The 20,093-nt window shown below is 64.8% G+C and carries 18 protein-coding genes; 11 read left to right on the forward strand and 7 right to left on the reverse strand.

Annotated features, from left to right (window positions below; genetic code table 11):
• Positions 1-11 precede the first annotated feature (11 nt).
• The 3 genes from HNO52_RS03380 (at position 12) to HNO52_RS03390 (ending at position 2,152) form a co-directional block, all read left to right on the forward strand.
• The gene (locus HNO52_RS03380) at positions 12-491 is read left to right on the forward strand and encodes a hypothetical protein (protein ID WP_197567778.1); all 480 of its coding nucleotides are present in this window, start codon (positions 12-14) and stop codon (positions 489-491) included.
• A 63-nt stretch (positions 492-554) separates the two neighbouring features.
• On the forward strand, positions 555-992 hold the full coding sequence (locus HNO52_RS03385) for a phage holin family protein (RefSeq protein ID WP_197567780.1): 438 nt from the start codon (positions 555-557) through the stop codon (positions 990-992).
• Complete coding sequence (locus HNO52_RS03390) at positions 989-2,152, forward strand: DUF3618 domain-containing protein (protein WP_197567782.1); 1,164 nt, start codon at positions 989-991, stop codon at positions 2,150-2,152. Before HNO52_RS03385 ends, HNO52_RS03390 begins: the two co-directional genes overlap by 4 nt.
• A gap of 75 nt (positions 2,153-2,227) precedes the next feature.
• Here the strand turns inward: HNO52_RS03390 and HNO52_RS03395 are convergent, their stop codons facing one another.
• Positions 2,228-2,950, reverse strand: a complete 723-nt coding sequence (locus HNO52_RS03395; RefSeq protein WP_197567784.1) for a YebC/PmpR family DNA-binding transcriptional regulator — start codon at positions 2,948-2,950, stop codon at positions 2,228-2,230.
• Positions 2,951-3,097: 147 nt separating this feature from the next.
• Here HNO52_RS03395 and HNO52_RS03400 point away from each other — a divergent pair, with 147 nt between their 5' ends.
• Positions 3,098-4,291, forward strand: coding sequence for a M24 family metallopeptidase (locus HNO52_RS03400; protein ID WP_197567786.1), 1,194 nt, complete (start codon positions 3,098-3,100; stop codon positions 4,289-4,291).
• Between the two features lie 137 nt (positions 4,292-4,428).
• On the forward strand, positions 4,429-4,647 hold the full coding sequence (locus HNO52_RS03405) for a hypothetical protein (protein ID WP_197567788.1): 219 nt from the start codon (positions 4,429-4,431) through the stop codon (positions 4,645-4,647).
• Between the two features lie 42 nt (positions 4,648-4,689).
• On the opposite strand, the gene HNO52_RS03410 is transcribed toward HNO52_RS03405, so the two are convergent.
• Together HNO52_RS03410 and soxR are read right to left on the reverse strand one after the other, a co-directional pair.
• The gene (locus HNO52_RS03410) at positions 4,690-5,304 is read right to left on the reverse strand and encodes a glutathione S-transferase family protein (RefSeq protein WP_197567790.1); all 615 of its coding nucleotides are present in this window, start codon (positions 5,302-5,304) and stop codon (positions 4,690-4,692) included.
• Between the two features lie 112 nt (positions 5,305-5,416).
• Positions 5,417-5,866, reverse strand: coding sequence for a redox-sensitive transcriptional activator SoxR (gene soxR / locus HNO52_RS03415; RefSeq protein WP_197567792.1), 450 nt, complete (start codon positions 5,864-5,866; stop codon positions 5,417-5,419).
• A gap of 314 nt (positions 5,867-6,180) precedes the next feature.
• On the opposite strand from soxR, the gene HNO52_RS03420 reads away from it, so the two are divergent.
• Positions 6,181-8,070: an ABC transporter ATP-binding protein gene (locus HNO52_RS03420; RefSeq protein ID WP_197567793.1), complete on the forward strand. Its 1,890-nt coding sequence runs from the start codon at positions 6,181-6,183 to the stop codon at positions 8,068-8,070.
• Positions 8,071-8,160: 90 nt separating this feature from the next.
• On the opposite strand, the gene HNO52_RS03425 is transcribed toward HNO52_RS03420, so the two are convergent.
• The 3 genes from HNO52_RS03425 to HNO52_RS03435 all read right to left on the reverse strand — a co-directional run bounded on the left by HNO52_RS03425 (position 8,161) and on the right by HNO52_RS03435 (position 10,167).
• Entirely contained in the window at positions 8,161-8,931 is a 771-nt protein-coding gene (locus HNO52_RS03425; protein ID WP_197567795.1) for a molybdopterin-binding protein, read from the reverse strand.
• Positions 8,924-9,790 carry a cytochrome b/b6 domain-containing protein gene (locus HNO52_RS03430; RefSeq protein ID WP_197567797.1) on the reverse strand — a complete coding sequence of 289 codons (867 nt, stop codon included), beginning with the start codon at positions 9,788-9,790 and terminating at the stop codon, positions 8,924-8,926. Before HNO52_RS03430 ends, HNO52_RS03425 begins: the two co-directional genes overlap by 8 nt.
• A 65-nt stretch (positions 9,791-9,855) precedes the next feature.
• Positions 9,856-10,167: a hypothetical protein gene (locus HNO52_RS03435; RefSeq protein WP_197567798.1), complete on the reverse strand. Its 312-nt coding sequence runs from the start codon at positions 10,165-10,167 to the stop codon at positions 9,856-9,858.
• Positions 10,168-10,352: 185 nt separating this feature from the next.
• On the opposite strand from HNO52_RS03435, the gene HNO52_RS03440 reads away from it, so the two are divergent.
• Positions 10,353-11,117 (forward strand): response regulator transcription factor, encoded by a 765-nt coding sequence (locus HNO52_RS03440; protein WP_197567800.1) that lies wholly within the window; start codon positions 10,353-10,355, stop codon positions 11,115-11,117.
• Positions 11,114-12,592, forward strand: a complete 1,479-nt coding sequence (locus HNO52_RS03445; protein WP_197567802.1) for a sensor histidine kinase — start codon at positions 11,114-11,116, stop codon at positions 12,590-12,592. Before HNO52_RS03440 ends, HNO52_RS03445 begins: the two co-directional genes overlap by 4 nt.
• A gap of 27 nt (positions 12,593-12,619) precedes the next feature.
• On the opposite strand, the gene HNO52_RS03450 is transcribed toward HNO52_RS03445, so the two are convergent.
• On the reverse strand, positions 12,620-13,597 hold the full coding sequence (locus HNO52_RS03450; RefSeq protein WP_197567803.1) for a LysR family transcriptional regulator: 978 nt from the start codon (positions 13,595-13,597) through the stop codon (positions 12,620-12,622).
• 325 nt (positions 13,598-13,922) lie between these two features.
• Here HNO52_RS03450 and HNO52_RS03455 point away from each other — a divergent pair, with 325 nt between their 5' ends.
• The 3 genes from HNO52_RS03455 (at position 13,923) to HNO52_RS03465 (ending at position 19,875) form a co-directional block, all read left to right on the forward strand.
• On the forward strand, positions 13,923-15,140 hold the full coding sequence (locus HNO52_RS03455; protein WP_197567804.1) for an efflux RND transporter periplasmic adaptor subunit: 1,218 nt from the start codon (positions 13,923-13,925) through the stop codon (positions 15,138-15,140).
• A 102-nt stretch (positions 15,141-15,242) separates the two neighbouring features.
• On the forward strand, positions 15,243-18,419 hold the full coding sequence (locus HNO52_RS03460; protein ID WP_197567805.1) for an efflux RND transporter permease subunit: 3,177 nt from the start codon (positions 15,243-15,245) through the stop codon (positions 18,417-18,419).
• The gene (locus HNO52_RS03465) at positions 18,412-19,875 is read left to right on the forward strand and encodes an efflux transporter outer membrane subunit (protein WP_232090506.1); all 1,464 of its coding nucleotides are present in this window, start codon (positions 18,412-18,414) and stop codon (positions 19,873-19,875) included. The genes HNO52_RS03460 and HNO52_RS03465 overlap by 8 nt, the downstream gene beginning before the upstream one ends.
• The last annotated feature ends 218 nt before the right edge of the window (positions 19,876-20,093 follow it).

Consider the following 20,093-nt stretch of genomic DNA (forward strand, 5'->3'; position numbering starts at 1 on the left):
GGAGGTGGCGAATGAGCGATACCCAAAGCCGCGCGAGTTCGGAAGCAAGCGCTGGCAACAGCAACGACCGGCACGGCATCGATCGCGAGGAACTCAAGCAAGAGGCCAGCGAAACCAAGGACGAGCTGCGCGACGCCGCGCGCCAGCAGGCTGAAAGCCTGCTCGACCGGCAGAAGTCGGCGGCGGCCGATCAGGCGGAAAGGGTCTCGACAGTGCTGCACAAGATGGCCGACGAGTTCGACAAGCAGGAACAGCCCTATTTCTCCGGTTGCGTCAACGAGTTGGCCAAGCGTTCCGATGCTTTCTCGCAGACTCTGCGCGAGCGCGATCTCTCCTCGCTGATGGAGCAGACACGCTACTACAGCCGCCAGCATCCAGCTGTATTCTTTGGCGGCGCGGTTGCCGCAGGCTTCATGCTGTCCCGCTTCCTGCGTAGCTCCAGCCAAGGCGATACGTCGCGCTACAACCAGGGTGATTCACCGCGCTACTGAGCGTCTCGGCTCTCGCCGTTAACGTTCGCCAATGTCGAGTAACGCTAAGGGAGGCAGAACCTCATGGAAGCGGATAACAGAATCAGGACGGAAAGTGCTTCGCTCGGCTCGCTATTTACGGAGTTGGCCCGTGAAGTGACGGCCCTTGTGCGTAAGGAGTCCGAGCTGGCCAAAGTCGAGATGAGCGAGAAAACCACCAAGGTCATGGGTGGCATCGCATCGATCGCTACGGCTGGGGCAGTTCTGTTCAGCGGTTTTCTCGTACTCCTCGCTGCAGCTGTCTTTGGCCTCAATACCGTACTCCCTCCAGAAATGACCCCATGGCTCTCCGCCTTGATCGTTGGCGGTGTGGTCGTCGTGATCGGCTTGATCATGCTTCAAGCGGGACGCAAGAAGCTAAAGAAGGAGAGCCTGATGCCGACGCGCACCATGGCCAGCCTGCGTCGCGACAAGGAGCTGACCCAGGAGCATGAAGAGGCGGTCAAGGAGGAGCTCAAATGAGCCAGCAGGATGACCGGCGCACATCGGACGAAATCGAACACGAGATTCATCAGACGCGGGCGCGTCTGGATGAGACCCTACACGAAATTGAAGAGAGATTTTCTCCCCAAAAGCTTATGAATACTACCTACGATTACCTACGTCATGGCGGGGCCGAAGATGCCGTCACCTCAATCGGAAGAGCGATTCGTGAAAACCCCTTGCCCGTCATGGTGACCGGCATCGGTCTGGGGTGGCTGCTGCTCGCACAGCGCCGCTCGAGCCATGCACACGACGACCGTGGGCGTTATGCTGGCGGTTATCCCGGCTCGACGATGCCTGCCACGCGCATGCCTGACGGCGGCGACATGGCGGGCAGCACGGTCAGCGGTGCCGGGACTACCAGCATGGGGCATGACCCCGCTGCGCTGGGTGCCACGCCGCAGCATAGCTCGGATGAGCACGGCCATGGCGGCATGACGCAGAAGGCACAGCATATGGCCGGCAATATGAAGAATCGCGCCCAGCACATGGGCAGCCAGGTGCGTGACCGTGCCCAGCACATGAGCGATCAGATGCGCGAGCGCGCTCAGCATATGGGCGGAAGCATGCGCTCCCAGGGCCAGGGAGGGCAGCCGATCACCCATCGCGCGCGCGATGCCGGCTCCCAGGCCGGCCACTTCGTTCAGGACCATCCGCTGGTAGCCGGGGCTCTTGGGGTAGCGATGGGCGCAGTGCTCGGCAGCCTGTTTTCGCCGACTCGGGTGGAGAATGAGTATCTCGGCGATATCCGCGATCGCGCCATGCATCGTGCCACCGAAGCCGGCCAGGAGCAGGCCGAGCGGGCGCAAGAGAAACTGCACGAGACTGCAGAACGGGTGAAATCGGAAGCCCGCGAGCATGGTGCCCAACCGGCGCGTGAAACGAACTCCTCCAATGCGTCGAGCTACGTGGAGAATCCTTCGAGCGAAGAGCGTTATGCCAAGGCCGGCTCGGCCTCCGGGACTGGCGTGAATGCCGGACGTGAGTCAGCGGCAAGCAAGGGCGGAACTGGCGTCAGCAGTACCACTGCCCAGGGGAGTGGTCAGGGGAGTGGTACTGGAACGGGAGCTGCGGGTGCCAGCACTTCACATGCCCCGGGTTCCGGCTCGAAGCCTGGCGATAGCGGTTCCACACCGTAAAGTGGAGCTTGAAGCAGGCCCTGAAAAGGCCTGACAGTTGCGCCGCGCCCAATCGGGCCGGCGCAATGTCGTGTACTAGGCATCGATTTCAGCGTTGTGGAAGACGTTCTGCACGTCGTCCAGGTCGTTGAGGGCGTCGATCAACTTATCGAACATGGCGATATCGTCACCCTCGACCGGGGTCGTAGTCTGAGGCACGAACTGAATCTCGTCGACCTCGAACTCGATCTCGCCGAAGGCGTCGATCAGCGCCTGCTTGGTCTTGGCATATTCGGTATGCGGGGCGAAGACGGTGAGGTGACCCTCTTCGTTCTCGATGTCGGTGACATCGACATCGGCCTCCATCAGCGTCTCCAGCACGGCTTCTTCATCACTGCCGGCAAAGGAGAGAATGGCGCAGTGATCGAACATGTGGCTGACGCTACCCGGGGTGCCGAGCTTGCTCTTGGCCTTGTTGAAGCAGGCGCGAACGTCGCCGAAGGTGCGATTGGGATTGTCGGTCAGACAGTCGACGATGACCATGCAGTTGCCCGGGCCGAAACCCTCGTAGCGGGCCACTGAGTAGTCCTCGCCGCCCACGCCGCTGGCCTTGTCCAGCGCCTTTTCGATCACGTGGCTGGGCACCTGATCCTTCTTGGCACGTTCCATCAGGCCGCGCAGCGTCAGGTTGCCATTGGGGTCGGTGCCGCCCTGCTTGGCGCAGACATAGATCTCGCGACCGTACTTGCTGTACACCTTGGTCTTGGCGGCGGCCGTCTTGGCCATGGATTCCTTGCGGTTCTGAAAGGCCCTGCCCATAACGTTGTCCTGTTGCATCGGGTACGAGGCTGGATTCTACGAAACCGGCCTGCCCTGGAACAGCCCTATTTCGCTTCGATGGCGGCTGACGTGATGCGAGTCATGACTACACTGCTGAGAGAGTCTCACCATCGTCGGAGCCGTGCCATGGATCACCACCAGTACCGCCACGCCCTGGCGGCACAGCTCGAGGCCAGTGAGCTGGCCTTTCCCGCAAGCGAATTCGATGCCCGCCTGGCCCGCGTGCGCGGCGCCATGCAGGCTGCCGGCCTGGATGCTCTGCTATTGACGGACCCCGCCGACATCTACTATCTGACCGGGTACAACACTTTCGAGGTATCGGTGCACATCTGCCTCGTCTGCTCCGCCGAGCGGCTGATATTGCAGGTGCCTTCCATCGAGACCGGGCCGGCCGTGGTCACCGCACAGGTCGATGAGCTGCTGGGCTATCGCTGGGAGGGTATCGGCGAAGTGATCGAGCCCTTGGCCGAGACCCTGGCCCCTTTTCGTGCCATTGGCCTGGACCTCTACGGCGCGGGATTGCGCCACGGCGTGCTGCGCGAATTGCAGGTGCGCCTGGGTGTCGAACGCTTTCGCGACGACGGTGGCGAGCTGCTCGACCGTATTCGCATCGTCAAGAGCGAGGCGGAACTCGCCTGCCTGCGCGAGAGCGCCCGGATCTCCTCGCTGGGCCTCAAGGCGGCCACAAGGGTCATCGCCGCCGGCATGACCGATGGCGACGTGGCCGCGGAAGGCGCGCGCGCCATGCTGGCGGCGGGTAGCGAGTTCATGAGCATGCAGCCCATCGTCACGACTGGCCGGCGTATCAGCGTGATCCATCTCAACCACCAGCGATACCGCATTGCCCCGGGCGAGCCGGTATTCCTCGAGTTCGGCGCCGCCTATCGGCGCTATACCGCACCGATGATGAAGACCGTGGTGGCGGGCCGGGCCAGCCCCGAGATGCGGGTCCTGCGCAATGTATGTCGCGACTTGTTCGAGGCCCTCAGCACCACGATGCGGCCCGGCAACAGCTTCGACGATGCCGCCCGGGCCGCCGAGGCCGTGCTCGAGCCGCATGCCGAGCGAGTGTTCTTCTCGGGCGTGTTCGGCTACGCCGTCGGCGCCCAGTTCCCGCCCAGCTGGGTCGAGGGCAGCGGCTACATCGCTCGTGGGCAGCAGCGAGAGTTCGAGGCCGACATGGTCTTTCACCTGCCGCTCTGCCTGCGCATCCCGGGGCAATGGGGCATTGGGCTCAGCGATACCGTGCGGATCACCCCCGGGGGCGCCGAGCCGCTTACCGACAATGATTGGGCGCTGGTCGAGACCGATCCCTCCTGAGCGAGAAACCGAGCCAGAAAAGGTCTCGTGCCGGGTGAAACTGGACGACGACAGTCATTCACTATACTGAGGGAGGCAAAAGACATCCCGCATGGGGTGCCGTCGTGCTCGGAGACAACCAGAAGGAAGGAGGATGTATGACCCTGACCGTAACGGCGACCTATCACGACCTCATGAAGGCGACCAACGCCTACGACGAGCTCATCTCGAAGAATTTTCCGCGCGAGAAGCTTCACTTTGACAAGGAGACCCATCAGGTCAAGGTGATCGTGCCGGACGAATCGAAGCCCGAAGCGGAGGAGATATTGAGCCGGCATCAGCCCGACGACTTATGGGCTCGGCCCTACGAGCAGTGACCGGAACGAGTGCGTGCCAGGCGCTGACGCGCCATGCCGAAGCTAGGGCTGGGCCGACTGGTCGTCCAGCGCAGTGGCACGCAGGTAAGCCTCGCGATCGCTGACTCTCGCCCAGTAGTCGATAAAGGCGGGACAGGATTCCAGGCTGCCGAACTGAAGCCCCCAGCCAATATGGGAACCGAGGTAGACGTCGGCTGCGGTAAAGTGGGGCCCGGCAATGAACTCGTGAGCGCTGACGGCGACTTCGAGCGTTTCCAGCACCGCCTCGATGCTGCCGTAGCCCACTCTGCCCTGCTGCGTGATGTTGGGTTCCATGCCGAGGTCGCGATCCGTGATGGCGGCCTCAAGCGGACCGGCCGCGAAAAACAGCCATCGATAGTAAGCGCCGCGCTCGACCGGAGGCGGGGCGAGGCCGGCTATTGGAAAGGCATCGGCCAGGTAGGTGCAGATGGCGGCACACTCGGTCACGACCGTCTCGCCGTGGCGTATCGCCGGCACCTTGCCCATCGGGTTGATGGCCAGGTAATGGGGCGACTTCATGGCAGAACCGAACTCGACGATTTCGGTGCGGTAGGGCGCGCCTACCTCCTCCAGCATCCAACGGGCGATGCGCCCGCGTGACATGGGGTTGGTATAGAGGACGAGTGAATCGTGCATGGTAGCTCTCTCCTTGGGCTCCCCCCAAGATAGCAGCCCCCGATGAAAACGTATCCGAACGGTTAACGAGCGGTTAAACGGTGCCGAGCCGCTGGAGCCGAATAACGGCCAATCAATCGGGGTCGAGCAAGCGTGGCCCCGAACCCTCGGCGGCCAGTTCGTCCTCGGGATTGCGCAGCGGGCAATCCCCCATCGACAGGCAGCCGCAGCCGATACAGTGGTCCAACTGGTCGCGCAGTTGGGCGAGGCGGGCGATCCGCTCGTCCAGGGTGTGCCGCCAGCTCGCCGAGAGTCGCTGCCAGTCGGCGGCAGTAGGAGCCCGGAAATCCGGCAGGGTATCGAAGGCGGTACGAATCTCGGCCAGGCTAATGCCGGTACGCTGGGCGACCTTGATGATTGCCACGCGACGCAGCACGTCGCGAGTGAAGCGGCGTTGATTACCGGCGTTGCGGCGGCTCTTGATCAGCCCCTTGGCCTCGTAGAAGTGAATGGCGGAAACCGCCAGGCCGCTGCGCTTCGCGACTTCGCCGACGCTGAGGTCGCGCTGGAGGTGGGCCGGCATCTTCCGTCTCCTCGACTTCGGCTGGGGGGTTGTTTTTAGCCCTTCACCAGACATATGGCAAGGCATGACAAACATCCTCCTAAATCCGAAGTTATATATAAGAATTGCTGATGGTAGAAATCAGCAACTTTTATTTTGCATTCCTCGGGGAGGCTCGTATGGTTTTCAATTCGCTTTTTTTGCCGATTTCTCCAGTGTCTTTCTTGACCTCAATTTAAGTTTAGGTTTTAGCCTGCATCCTGTCAGTAAGTCTGGAGCAAGCGCAAGAGTTCCAGAATACAAGTTTCCTAAGTTTCCTTGACGATGGAGTTGTCATGTTCCGCTACTTCGAGACATTGGTGGACCCTTACCCCTCGGGGAAGACCGAGACACCGCCGCGTGGCCTTGCCGCTTTCATCCTGCACTTTTCGCGCCCGTTGTTGCCGCTGCTGGCGGCACTGGCCTTGTTCACGGCGCTGGTCTCGGCCGCCGAAGTAGTGTTCTTCAGCTACATGGGCGACTTGGTGAACTGGCTCTCGGATGCCGAGCGCGAGGGGTTCTTCGCCGAGTATGGCTGGCGCCTGGCCGGCATGGCGGCATTGGTGGCGATCGGCCTGCCGCTGCTGACCCTGTTTCAGTCGCTGGTGATGCACCAGGGCATCTTCGGCAACTATCCCATGATCGGCCGCTGGCTGGCGCACCGCCACATGCTCAGCCAGAGCCTGGCCTTCTATCAGGACGAGTTCGCCGGGCGCGTCTCGCAGAAGGTGATGCAGACGGCCCTGGCGATCCGCGAGACGGTCACCAAGCTGCTCGACCTGATGGTCTACGTGGTGGTCTATTTTGCCGGCGCCATGCTGCTGATGGGCCAGGCCGAGCCCTGGCTGATGCTGCCGCTGGTGATGTGGTTGGCCGGCTACGTGGCCATCCTGTGGTACTTCGTACCGCGGCTGCGGCGGGTCTCCATGCAGCAGGCCGACGCCCGTGCGGTGATGACCGGACGCATCGTCGACAGCTATAGCAACATCCAGACCATCAAGCTGTTTGCCGACACCCGGCGTGAGCAGGACTATGCCCGCGACGCCATGGAGCAGTTCATGGTCACCGTGCATCGCCAGATGCGCCTGGCCACGGGGCTCACCGTGAGCCTGACTCTGCTCAACTCGCTGCTGTTGGCCGGGGTGGCGGCGGTGGCCATCGGCGCCTGGTACCTGGGAGCCGTGTCGCTCGGCATCATCGCCGTGGCCATTGCCCTGGTGATGCGCATTCGCTTCATGTCCAACTGGATCCTGTGGGAGGTGGCGGGGCTGTTCGAGAACATCGGTACGGTGCAGGACGGCATCAATACCATCGCCCGCGAACCGGAGGTCAAGGATATGCCCGGTGCCGGTGAGCTCACGGTTCCTCGCGGCGAGATCCGCTTCGAGGCGCTGCGCTTCGGCTACGCCCGCCCCGACGGCGAGATGAATCGGGTGTTCGATGGCCTCACGCTGAACATCGCCCCGGGCGAGAAGGTGGGGCTGATCGGCCGCTCGGGAGCCGGCAAGTCGACCCTGGCCAACCTGCTGCTGCGTTTCTACGATCTCGAAGGCGGTCGCATCCTGATCGATGGCCAGGACATTTCCCGGGTCACCCAGGAGTCGCTGCGGCAAAGGATCGGCATGGTCACCCAGGACACCTCGCTGTTGCATCGCTCGCTGCGCGACAACATCCGCTACGGCAGCCCCGATGCCAGCGAGGAGGAGATCTGGGAGGCGGTGCGCCGCGCCCACGCCGACACTTTCATCGACGAACTGGTGGACCTCGAGGGTCGCCGCGGCCTGGATGCGCATGTCGGCGAGCGTGGCGTCAAGCTCTCCGGCGGCCAGCGCCAGCGCATCGCCATCGCCCGTGTGCTGCTCAAGAACGCACCGATCCTGGTACTCGACGAGGCCACCTCGGCGCTCGACTCCGAAGTGGAAGCGGCTATCCAGGAGCAGCTCTACACCTTGATGGAGGGCAAGTCGGTGATCGCCATCGCCCACCGGCTGTCGACCATCGCCATGCTCGACCGCTTGGTGGTCATCGATGAAGGGGAAATCGTCGAGAGCGGCACCCACCGCGAGCTGCTGGCGCAGGATGGCCTCTACGCCTCGCTGTGGCGCCGTCAGTCCGGCGGCTTCCTGGGGCTGGATCTCGATGAAGACGCCGAGCACAGCGACAGGGCGCTGGGCGTGGAGTCGTGAGAGTACTTCACAGCACGAGGCGGGTATGGAGCGGCTGATCGAGATCGAGGCGGTACTGCCCGATAATCCATGAGGCAGGAGCGGCGTGAGCTAGATCCCCGCCCACCACTCATAGCCGCGATCCTCCCAGTAGCCACCTCGTCCCCGTCCGATGTGGTGGAAGCTTTCCACCAGCTCGAGGCGCATCACGTACTTGGCCATCTTGTAGCCGAGCTGGCGCTCCGCTCGCAATCGCAGCGGGGCACCGTTGGCAATGGGTAGGTCGCTGCCGTTCAGCCCATAGGCCAGCAGCGTTTGCGCATGATAGGCCTCGAGCATGTCCAGGCTTTCGTAGTAAAGGTCACCACCGCTGTAGCGGTCAGCGCAGTGGAAGACCACGAAGCGGGCTTCGTCGCGTACGCCCACGCTGTCGAGCAGTTCGCCAAGCACCACGCCGGTCCACTGGCCGATGCAGCTCCAGCCCTCGACGCAGTCGTGGCGGGTGATCTGGGTTCGTGACGGCATCGCCCTGAGATCGTCGAGGGAGTAGGACGCGGGCCTGTCGACCAGGCCGCCGATTTCCAGGCGCCATTCGCGAAAACCGTCGGCAGCCAGGCGCCGATACTCCGCCTCGCTGGGATTGGTGGTGCCATTGGCGCGGAAGGTCGGGGCAATGTCGGCGGACGTGAACTCCCTGGCCAGCGCCTGGCGGGATGTCAGCAGGCGTTGCATATGCCGGGTCAGCGCGCTGTTGGCGTCGAACAGCTCGCGCATGGTGTCGCTGCGTGTCAGCCGGTCGCAGCCCGTCAGCAGCAGGGCACTGCCGGACAGGGCTGCCCCGAGCATGAAGCGTCGACGTGTCGGATCGGAAGGGCTAGGCATCGGAGGTCTCCTCGTTGGGCGGCAGCGCATAGCGTCCGCTGATCATCGAGCGCAGGTTGTTGCAGGCGCCGGAGACCAGCACCAGAGCGAGGTGAATCACGAAGAAGCCGAGCAGTGCCAGGGCGCACAGGAAATGCAGCGTGCGCGCGCTCTGACGGCCGCCAAAGACGTCCAGGAGCCAGGGCCAGGCGGCGTTCATGGACGGTGACATCGTCAGCCCGGTGAGCACGATCAGCGGCAGAACGATGAACAGCACCAGCAGATAGGCCAGCTTCTGCAGCAGATTGTAATGGCGGGCCTCCTCGCCCCGGGGAAAGCGCAGCCGCAGGTGGTCGACCAGGGTGTGGCCGAGAGTGCGCCATTCATGGCGGCGTGGTACCAGGCGCTGCCGCAGACGGCCGCTGAGCGCCAGGTAGAGCAGATAGGCAAGCAACAGGGGGGCGAATATCCAGCCGGCCAGGAAGTGCCACTGACGCCCCGCGGACAGCCAGCGCGGACCGGGAAGGGTGATCCAGGCGGGAAAGGCACGCTGCTCACGCGCTTCGGTGGGGCCGGAAGCGCCGAGCACCCCGGTCGTATCGAAGCGCAGCCCACCGATCTGGGTAATACCGCGAAGCTCGCCGTCAGCGCTGCGCTCGGCGCGAATCGATAACGCCGGCGCATCGAAGAGGGAATCCTTGCCCCAGTACAGTGCCGGATGGGCATTGAATATCTGCAGGCCGCTCATCAGCAGGACGACCAGGCAGGCAAGGTTCACCCAGTGCCAGATCCGCGTGAAGCGGGTATGCCGACGAACGATGACGGGGCCCGTGCCGGCGGCAGGTGCGAGCGCCTGAGATGAAGATTTCGAGAGTCGCATGGGTACCTCCCCGGAATGTAGCCGGCCGATGCGGGTTCGTGATCATCGGCCGACGGAGACGAGCCTCACATGGCGTCGTCGTCTTCCATCACGTCGTTCTCGTTCTCGTCCTCGTCCTCCATGGCGTCGTCTTCCATCATGGCGTCGTCTTCCATCATGGAGTCGTCTTCCATCATGGAGTCGTCTTCCATCATGGAGTCGTCTTCCATCATGGCGCCTTCCTCTCCCATCGCCTCGTGCTCCATGGGCTCTTCTTCCATCATCGCGGCCTCGTCCTCCTTCATCGGGTCGTCAGCCAGGGCAAAGGTCGGCAGCAGCAGCGTGGTGCCGAGCAAGAGGGCAAACAGGGCGGTCTTGCGGCGGTTCATCGCGTTCATCTTCTCACTCCATTCCATAATCGGCCGTCGACGGAATGCCGAGTCGGCAAGGGCTACGCTAGCGGGGTATCGCGGCCGATTCCTCACGGAAGCGTCACAGGGAAAACACGTTTCGTGATAGTTTCGTGATGTAGTCGCATGGGCTCGGTATTACCGTGCAGACAGGTGACGAGCGGGAATCTGAGATGAGCTACCGAGTTCTCTGTGTCGAGGACAACCTCGAGATCGGCAGGCTGCTCACCGAGTCCTTGGCCGGGGCGGGGTATGCCTGCGATTGGGTCCGTGACGGCGAGGCGGCACTGGCGCTGCTGGACGCCGAAGCCGCGGTTCGCTACGACCTGGTGACGCTGGACCTGATGCTGCCGGGAGTTGACGGTCTGGAGGTGTGCCGCCAGCTGCGCCGACGCGGCAGCCTGACGCCGGTGCTGATGATCACCGCCAAGGCCGCGATCCGTGACGTGGTGGCGGGGCTCGAGATCGGCGCCGACGACTACGTCACCAAGCCTTTCGTCCTGCCCATACTGCTGGCTCGAATCCAGGCGTTGTTGCGCCGCGGCCAGCGCCAAGCGGGGGATGACGACGGCATCGTCGCTGCGCCGATACTGGTCTGTGGCCCGCTGACCATCGATGCCGACAGCCATCGGGTCCACCTTGACGGCAAGCCGATTCAGCTCACCGGCAAGGAGTTCGCGCTGCTCTCGCTCTTCGCACGCCATCCCGGGCGCAGTTTCAGCCGCGGCGAGTTGCTCAACCATGTCTGGGGCGAAGAATTCGACGGCTATGATCACACCGTGAATACGCATATCAACCGCCTGCGCAGCAAGATCGAAGCCGACCCGGCCCGGCCGTACTTCATCCAGACCGTCTGGGGGGTGGGTTATCGCTTTGCCGAGGTGGCGGAAGGCGCCGACGCGCCGTCGGCTTCCGGAGCGAGTGGCGAGTCCTCGTGAGAGCCTTGCTACGGTACTGCAGTCGATTGAGCCGCAGCCTCTATGCGCGAATCGCGCTGGTTTACCTGACCAGCCTGCTGCTGCTGTCGGGCGCCACTGCCTGGACCGCCATCAGCCAGTTCAACCAACTTGGCCGCGAGCTCCAGCAGCGCCTGGAGATCGATCTGGCCGACAACCTCGCCGAGGTCATGCGACCGGCGCTGGACCGGGGCATCGACAGCGTAGCCGCCTGGGACATGGCCCGACACATCGTCTCGATCAACCCGTCGCTGTCGCTGTACGTGCTCGATACCCGGGGACGAGTAATCGCCGACTACGCCGAACCCAGCTGCGGCCTGGGGCAGCGGGTCGATCCCGAGGCGCTCGAGACGCTGCTGGGCGATGAGCCGATGCTGCCCGTGCTGACGACGTCGCCCTGCGGCCAGCAGTTCGGCGTGTTCTCCGTGGCGCGCATCCAGCATGGCGAGCAGGACACTCCTGGCTATCTGTATGTCGCTCTCGACAATGCCGGCCACGCCTCGATGTTCTCCATGCTGCGCACCAGTTCGATTATCCGTACCCTGGTGGTGGCCGGCCTGATGGCACTGCTGGTATCCGGCGTCTTCGGCCTGGTGTGGTTTGCACTTCTGACCCGGCGCTTCTCGCGCTTGACCACGGCGGTGCAGCGCTTCGCCGAGGGCGATTACGGACAGCGTATCGAAGCGCCCCGTGACGACGAGCTGGGCCGACTGGCTCGAGCCTTCAACGACATGGCCGGAACCATCGACGCACAGCTTCAGGCGTTGCGTGAGACCGACCATCAGCGCCGCGAACTGGTCGCCAACCTGTCGCACGATTTTCGCACTCCGCTGACTTCGCTGCGCGGCTATGCCGAGCAACTGCTGGCGGCAGAGCCCGACACGAACGGCGGCCGTCAGCGCATGCTGGCGGCGATCCTCGACAATGCCGATCGCCTGACCCGGCTGGCACAGCAGCTCTCGACGCTAGCCCTGCTGGATGCCTATGACAGGCCGCTGCAGCGCGAGCCGTTCTCGCTGGCCGAGCTGGCCCACGACATCGTCGGCAAGTTTCAGCATCAGGCGCGTCGGGCGGGCATTACGTTGACGGTGGTCTGTGACCCTGCGCTGCCGCGCGTCGATGCCGACCTGGGGCTGATCGACCGCATGCTGTCCAACCTGCTCGACAATGCCCTGCGCGCCACCCCCGACGGTGGCTGGGTGCGCCTCGAGGCCGTAACGCAGACGACGGCAGTGCAACTGACGGTTGCCGATAGCGGTATCGGCATCGAGGAGGAAGAGCTGCCACTGGTCACCCAGCGCTTCTACCGTACCCGGGCCAGTGTCGTCAGAGGCGACGGCTCGGGGCTGGGGCTGTCGATCGTGCGTGATATTTGCGAGCGCCACGGGGCCGCGTGGAAGATCGCGAGCTCCCCCGGGAAGGGCACCGAGGTAAGCGTCAGCCTGCCCCGGGCCTAGGCACGCCGCCCGAAGAATTCATTCGAATCAGGCCGTCTCGTCGACGACCTCGGCCGAAGCACCGGTGTAGACCGGGGGCTGCCACGGCTCGGGCGCCGACAGGCTCTCGATCCGCATGCTCTCGACGACGAAGTCGACGAAGGTGCGCACCTTGGGCGAGACCAGGCTGCCGCCGGGAAATACAGCATTCATTTCGACCTCGGGGCCCTCCCAGCCTTCGAGGATGCGCCGTGGCCGTGTGGTTTCCGCACTGAGACAGACGACGAACTCGTTGGCCAGCATGATGCCCTGCCCGTCTTCGAGCATGCCACGCAGGGCGAAGGGGTCGTTGGCGATGGCCACCGGGTCGACTTCGATCTCGACGGTCTCCTGGCTCGCGCTGTTGCGCAGTTGCCAGACGTAGCGCTGGCTGCGTTGATCCATGGCTTTGGCCAGGACCGGGTGTGAGGCCAGATCCGACGGCGTGCGGGGTTCGCCATGACGAGCGAGGTAGGTTTCGCTGGCATAGACGAACGAGCGAAAGCGGGCCAGGGGGCGTGCCACCAGGCTGGAGTCCGGCAGCGGGCCGACCCGCAGCGCCACGTCGATCTGGTTGGCGACCAGGTCGAGACGCTCGTTGGAGAGCACCAGTTCGATGCGCACCTGGGGGTGCAGCTGGCGGAAATCCCGTATCAGGACCGAGGTGAACTCGGTGCACATGGTGAAGGGAGCAGTGACCCTGAGCCAGCCGCGGGGGCTCTCCTCGAGGTGATGCACGGCCTTTTCCGCCTCGCCCAGGTCGCGGACGATGCGGTTGCAGTAGTCGAAGTAGATGGCGCCGGCTTCGGTCAGGCTCAGGTTGCGAGTGGTGCGGTTGAGCAACCGGGCTCCCAGGCGTCGCTCCAGGTCCTGCACCTTGCGGCTGACCGTCGTCTTGCCGAGACGAAGTTGCTTGGCGGCGGCGCTGAAGCTGCCTTGTTCCACGACCTTGGCAAAAATCAGGGCGTCGTTGAGGTCCTGCAGCATGGTTATTGTCCTGTGCCGTGCATGCAATGTCTGGGGAAACACTGCGTCAGGGATAAGCACTGCGAAATGAAGACGAGAAGGCTGCACGGTGACTGTCCCGCCAATGGGACAGTATTTCCCTGTCGGACCGACTAATCAAGTACCCGTTAACACTATATGGTTGCCTTCGGCAAAGTCCGCAGTTGTCGATTTATCACATCGACAAACGACATTAATAAACGTCAGTGAAAAGGATCAAGAAAAATGAGTCTCGAGGCGAGGGTTACTGGCCGGAACAAATAACGACACTACTAACTGCTACTTGGTATTGGGAGAAGTTAATCAAATGAACGTCCACAAGATGTTCGCGAATCGGGATGGCCGGCGAATGCTCATGGTTACCGCCATGGTCGCCGGGCTTATCGTTCTGACGGGTTGCGATAGCCTGGCGGATGGCGACCAGGAGGAAGGGGCTCAGCAGGGTCCGCCACCGCCTCAGGTCAGCGTCGCCCAGGTGCTGGTCGAGGACGTCGAGCTGTGGGATGCCTTCACCGGCCGCATCGAGGCGGTGGAAACGGTCGACCTGCGCCCGCGTGTGTCGGGCTACATCGATAGCATTCACTACACCGAAGGCCAGGAGGTCGAGAAGGGCGATGTGCTGTTCACCATCGACCCGCGCCCCTATCGCGCCGAGCTGGAACGCGCCGAGGCCGAGCTCCAGCGGGCCCAGGCCCGGGCCGAGCTGGCTCGCAGCGAGGCCGCCAGGGCCGAGGCGCTGGCCCAGAGCCGCTCGATCTCCCGCGAGGAGCTGGACCAGCGGCGGGCGGGGGCGGCTACGGCCGAGGCCGACATTCTCGCTGCCCGGGCCAGCGCCGAGACGGCCCGGCTCAACATGGAATTCACTGAGGTGCGTGCACCGATCGGCGGTCGTACCGGTCGCGCTCTGGTGACGCCGGGCAACCTGGTATCCGATGCCACCCCGCTGACCCGAATCGTCGCCCTGGACCAGGTCCACGTGCACTTTCACAGCAATGAGCAGGCCTACCTGCACTACGACGCCATGGCGCGCAGCGGCGAGCGTTCCAGCTTCCGCCAAAGGGGCATACCGGTGCGCGTGGGGCTGGCGTCCGACGAGGGCTTTCCCTACCGCGGCGAGGTCGACTTCGTCGACAACCATCTGGATGCCGAGGCCGGCACCATCCTGACCCGCGCCGTGCTCGACAACAGCGAAGGTCGCTTCGCCCCGGGCATGTACGCACGCGTGCAGCTGCTCGCGGGGGAAGCGGAGGACTCCCTGCTGATCGACGACAAGGCGGTACTCACCGACCAGGATCGCAAGTATGTCTACGTGGTCGACGAGGAGGGCCGCGCCATGCGTCGCGACGTGCAGTTGGGGCGTATGGCCGATGGGCTGCGTGTCGTCGCTGCGGGTCTCGAGCCCGGGGACCAGGTGGTCGTGAACGGTGCCCAGCGGATCTTCTTCCCCGGCATGCCGGTGGCGGCGGAGAGCGTCGACATGCGCGGCCAGGCCGAGGGCGGCAACGAGCTGGCCGCCATGCGCTGACCCACCAGGGCTCCACCGCAGGTAGTGACATAACAAACGCAATAAACCCCTGAACGATCTTCGGCGCGGACTTGGCGGTCCGCGCCGGGAGGGAGTCTTGTCATGGATTTCGCCAAGTTCTTCGTCGACCGACCGATCTTCGCCGCGGTGCTGTCGATTCTGATCTTCATCGCCGGGGCGATCACCATCCCGCTGCTGCCGATCAGCGAGTACCCCGACGTGGTGCCGCCCACCGTGCAGGTGCGTGCGGTCTATCCCGGCGCCAACCCCAAGGAGATCGCCGAGACGGTGGCCACGCCGCTCGAGGAGGCAATCACTGGGGTCGAAAACCTGATGTACATGAAGTCGGTGGCCGGCTCCGACGGGGTACTGGCGATGACGCTGACCTTCCGCCCGGGGGCCGACCCGGACGAGGCCCAGGTCCAGGTGCAGAATCGGGTCGCGCAGGCGCTGGCCCGCCTACCCGAGGCGGTGCGCCGTCAGGGCGTGACCACCGACAAGCAGTCGCCCGACCTGACCATGGTGCCGCAGCTGATCTCGCCCGACGGTCGCTACGACAGTACCTACCTGCGCAACTATGCGGCGCTGCACGTGCGCGACGAGCTGGCGCGCCTGCCCGGGGTGGGCCAGGCGATGCTGTTCGGCGCCGGCGACTACGCCATGCGGGTGTGGATCGACCCCGATCGTGCCGCTGCCCTCGGGCTCACCGCAGGCGACATCGTTGCCGCGATCCGCGAGCAGAACGTGCAGGTTTCGGCAGGGCAGCTCGGTGCGCCACCGACGCCCACGACCTCCGACTTTCTGATTTCGATCAACGCCCAGGGGCGCCTGACCACCGAGGAAGAGTTCGGCGACATCGTGGTCAAGGCCGGTGCCGGCGGCCAGATCACCTACCTCTCCGACGTGGCGCGCATCGAACTCGGCGCCGCCGACTACTCGCTGCGCTCGTTGCTCGACAACCAGCAGGCGGTGGCCATCGGTATCTTCCAGGCACCGGGCTCCAACGCCATCGCGCTGTCGGATGCAGTACGCGACAAGATGGACGAGCTGTCCGAACGTTTCCCCGAAGGCGTGGAGCACACCATCGTCTATGACCCCACCGTGTTCGTGCGTGACTCCATCGAGTCGGTGATCAAGACACTGCTCGAGGCGGTGCTGCTGGTGGTACTGGTGGTAACACTGTTCCTGCAGACCTGGCGCGCCTCGGTGATTCCGCTGCTGGCGGTGCCGGTGTCGATCGTGGGCACCTTCGCCGTGCTCTACCTGCTGGGATTCTCGATCAATACGCTGACCCTGTTCGGACTGGTGCTGGCGATCGGGATCGTGGTCGACGACGCCATCGTGGTGGTGGAGAACGTCGAGCGCAACATCGAGGAGGGGCTCGCCCCGCTGGCGGCAGCCCACCAGGCCATGAGCGAGGTGAGCGGGCCGATCATCGCCATCTCGGTAGTGCTGTGCGCGGTGTTCGTGCCGATGGCCTTCCTCGAGGGCGTCACCGGGCAGTTCTACCGCCAGTTCGCGGTGACCATCGCCATCTCCACGGTGATCTCGGCGATCAATTCGCTGACGCTGTCGCCGGCGCTGGCGGCAATGCTGCTCAAGCCCCACGACGCACCCAAGGATCGCCTGTCGCGCCTGATCGACTTCCTGTTCGGCTGGTTGTTCCGGCCCTTCAACCGCTTCTTCGGTGCCAGCTCCGAGCGCTACCAGCGCGGCGTGACGCGCAGCCTGCGCCGGCGCGGTGTGGTGTTTGCCGTCTATGCGTTGTTGCTGGTGGGTACGGGGATGATGTTTCAATTGGTCCCTGGCGGCTTCATCCCGACCCAGGACAAGATGTACCTGATCGGCGGCGCCAAGCTGCCTGAAGGGGCTTCTCTCGACCGCACCGAGGCGGTAATCCGTCGCATGACCGACCTGGCGCTGGAAACCGAAGGCGTGAGTTCGGCGGTGGCTTTCCCCGGACTCAACCCGCTGCAGTTCACCAACACGCCCAACACCGGCACGGTGTTCTTCGGCCTTGACCCGTTCGACGAGCGTTCGCGCAGCGCCGACGAGATCGTCGCCGAACTCAACGGCAAGCTCGGTTCCTTGCAGGAGGCGTTCAGCTTCGCCTTCACGCCGCCGGCGATCCTCGGCATCGGCTCGGGATCGGGCTTCTCGCTATTCATCCAGGACCGCGCCGGGCTGGGCTACGGCGAACTGCAGCAGGCCGTCGATGGCTTCAGCGGCGCGCTGATGCAGACGCCGGGCATGGGTTATCCGATCACCTCCTATCAGTCCAACGTGCCGCAGCTCGACTTGCACGTCGACAGGGTAAAGGCCAAGGCCCAAGGCGTGGCGTTGACCGACCTGTTCGAGACCCTGCAGGTCTACCTCGGCTCGGTCTACGTCAACGACTTCAACCGCTTCGGTCGCACCTGGCAGGTGATGGCCCAGGCCGACGGCAACTATCGCATGGACGTGGAGAACATCGACCGCTTGCGTACCCGCAACGCCTACGGCGAAATGGTGCCGATCGGCAGCATGATCCAGGTCGAGCGGACCTTCGGTCCCGATCCGGTCATCCGCTACAACGGCTATCCGGCCGCCGACCTGATGGGCGAGGCGGACCCGCGGGTACTCTCTTCGAGCCAGGCGATCGAGGTGGTCGAGCATCTCGCCCCGGCGGTGCTACCGGCGGGCATGTCCTTCGAGTGGACCGACCTCAGCTACCAGCAGGTCAACCAGGGTGGGGCCGCGCTGGTGGTGTTCCCGCTCGCCATCCTGCTGGTGTTCCTGGCGCTGGCTGCGCTCTACGAGAGCTGGACGCTGCCACTGGCGGTGATCCTGATCGTGCCGATGTGCATGCTTTCGGCGTTGATCGGGGTGAAGTTCACCGGCGGGGACAACAACATCTTCGTGCAGGTGGGCCTGGTGGTGCTGATCGGCCTGGCGTGCAAGAACGCCATTCTGATCGTGGAGTTCGCCCGCGAGCTGGAAATGCAGGGTCGCGGCATCGTCGAGGCGGCGCTGGAAGCGTGCCGCCTGCGCCTGCGGCCGATCATCATGACCTCGATCACCTTCACCGCAGCGGTGGTGCCGCTGATGCTGGCCGGCGGTGCCGGCGCCGAGGTGCGCCAGGCGCTGGGCACGGCGGTGTTCGCCGGCATGCTTGGCGTGACGCTGTTCGGCCTGTTCCTGACCCCGGTGTTCTACGTCGCCTTGCGCAAGCTGGTCACACGCGGGCAGCCCGGGCAGGCCGAACCCGCGCAGCCCATGGAGGGCTCCTATCATGCATAAACTGGGCATGCGTAACCTGCTGCTGTTGCCGTTGACCCTGGCGCTGGCCGCCTGCGCGGTGGGGCCCGACTACCGTGCACCGGTACTTCCCGAGTCCGCCGCCCTGGTACGCGCCGAGTCGGAGCTGGTGACCGCAGAGGCCGTCGAGCGCGACTTCTGGCGCGGCTTCGACGACCCGTTGCTGACCGAGCTGGTCGAGGAGGCCTTCGACGCCAATCACGACCTGCGCATCGCCTTGGCTCGCCACGACCGCAGCCTGGCGCTGCTGCGCCAGTCGCGTCGCGACCTGGCGCCCAGCGTCACCGCCCAGGCCGGCGCCGCCCATCAGCGTGTCAGCTCCGACCAGATGCCGCAGGCGACGCGCTCGCAGCGGGATTACGAAAGCTATGACGCCGGCATCGCCGCACTGTGGGAACTCGATTTCTTCGGTCGCGTACGGCGCGCCGTAGAGGCCCAGCAGGCCGAAGCGGAGGCTTCGGCCGCCGATCTGCGGGCCATGCAGGTGGTGGTGGTCGGCGAGCTGGTCGAGCAGTACGTACGCCTGCGCGGCCTGCAGGAGCAACTGCGCGTGGCCCAGGCCAATGCCGACAACCAGCGCGAGTCGCTGGCCCTGGTGGACGCGCGGCTGGAGGCGGGGCGCGGCACCGAGTTCGACAGCGTGCGCGCCAGGGCGCAGCTCGAGAGTACGCTTGCGCGCATTCCGGCGCTGGAGGGCGAGATCGCCGCCATCACCCATCGCCTGGCGGTGCTGACCGGGCGCGAGCCGGGAGCACTGATCGCCCGACTGGAGAAACCGACGCCGATGCCGGCGCTGCACGACCAGGTGGCCGTCGGGCTTCCTGGCGAGCTGCTGCGTCGGCGGCCCGATATCGCCGCGGCCGAGCGGCGCCTGCATGCCGCCACCGCCAGCATCGGCGTGGCTACCGCCGACCTCTACCCGCGCTTCACCCTGAACGGCCTGCTGGGTACCCAGGCCGCCAGTACCGGCGACCTGTTCGGCCGCGACAGCGAGACGCGGTTGGTGGCGCTGGGCGTCGACTGGTCGTTCCTCGACAGCGGCCGCGTCAGGGCACGCATGGCTGCCGCCGATGCCGACGCCGAGGCCAACCTGGCGCGCTACGAGCAGACCGTGTTGCAGGCGCTGGAGGAGGCCGAGACGGCGCTCGCCCGTTACACCCAGTCGCTGCGCGAGCGCGAGCACCTGGAGGCGGCGGCCGAAGCCAGCGCCGAGGCGGCCCGCCAGGCGCGGGTGCGCTTTGCGGTCGGCGTGGTCGATTTCCTCGAGGTGATCGATGCCGAACGTTCGCGACTGGAGGCCGAGGACGGCCTGGCCCAGAGCAACGTTCGCGCCGCTACCGCACTGGTGGGGCTCTACCGTGCGCTGGCCGGGGGCTGGGAGGAGCGCATGGAAGCGCCGCGGCAGGCGACGGCTGAACCCGCGTTGTCATCCACCTGATCGAGCCTGGCGGGGCCGTTCTCGGTCGCCGCTCGAGCCGGCACGGCGCCATGCGCGTGACGGCTCACTCCCCCGTGAGTCCCTGCTGATCCGGCTCCGTCGATAGGGCGACATTGGGCGTCGCTTCTGCTATCCTGCCTGCCTTCCTCTCAGACGAAGCCTTGCCTAGCCTCGGTTCGTGCCTTCCGGCATTCCCGCTTCGCGTGCTTGCCGTCTCG

This window comes from Halomonas sp. MCCC 1A13316 (assembly GCF_014931605.1).
Classification (GTDB): Bacteria; Pseudomonadota; Gammaproteobacteria; order Pseudomonadales; family Halomonadaceae; genus Halomonas.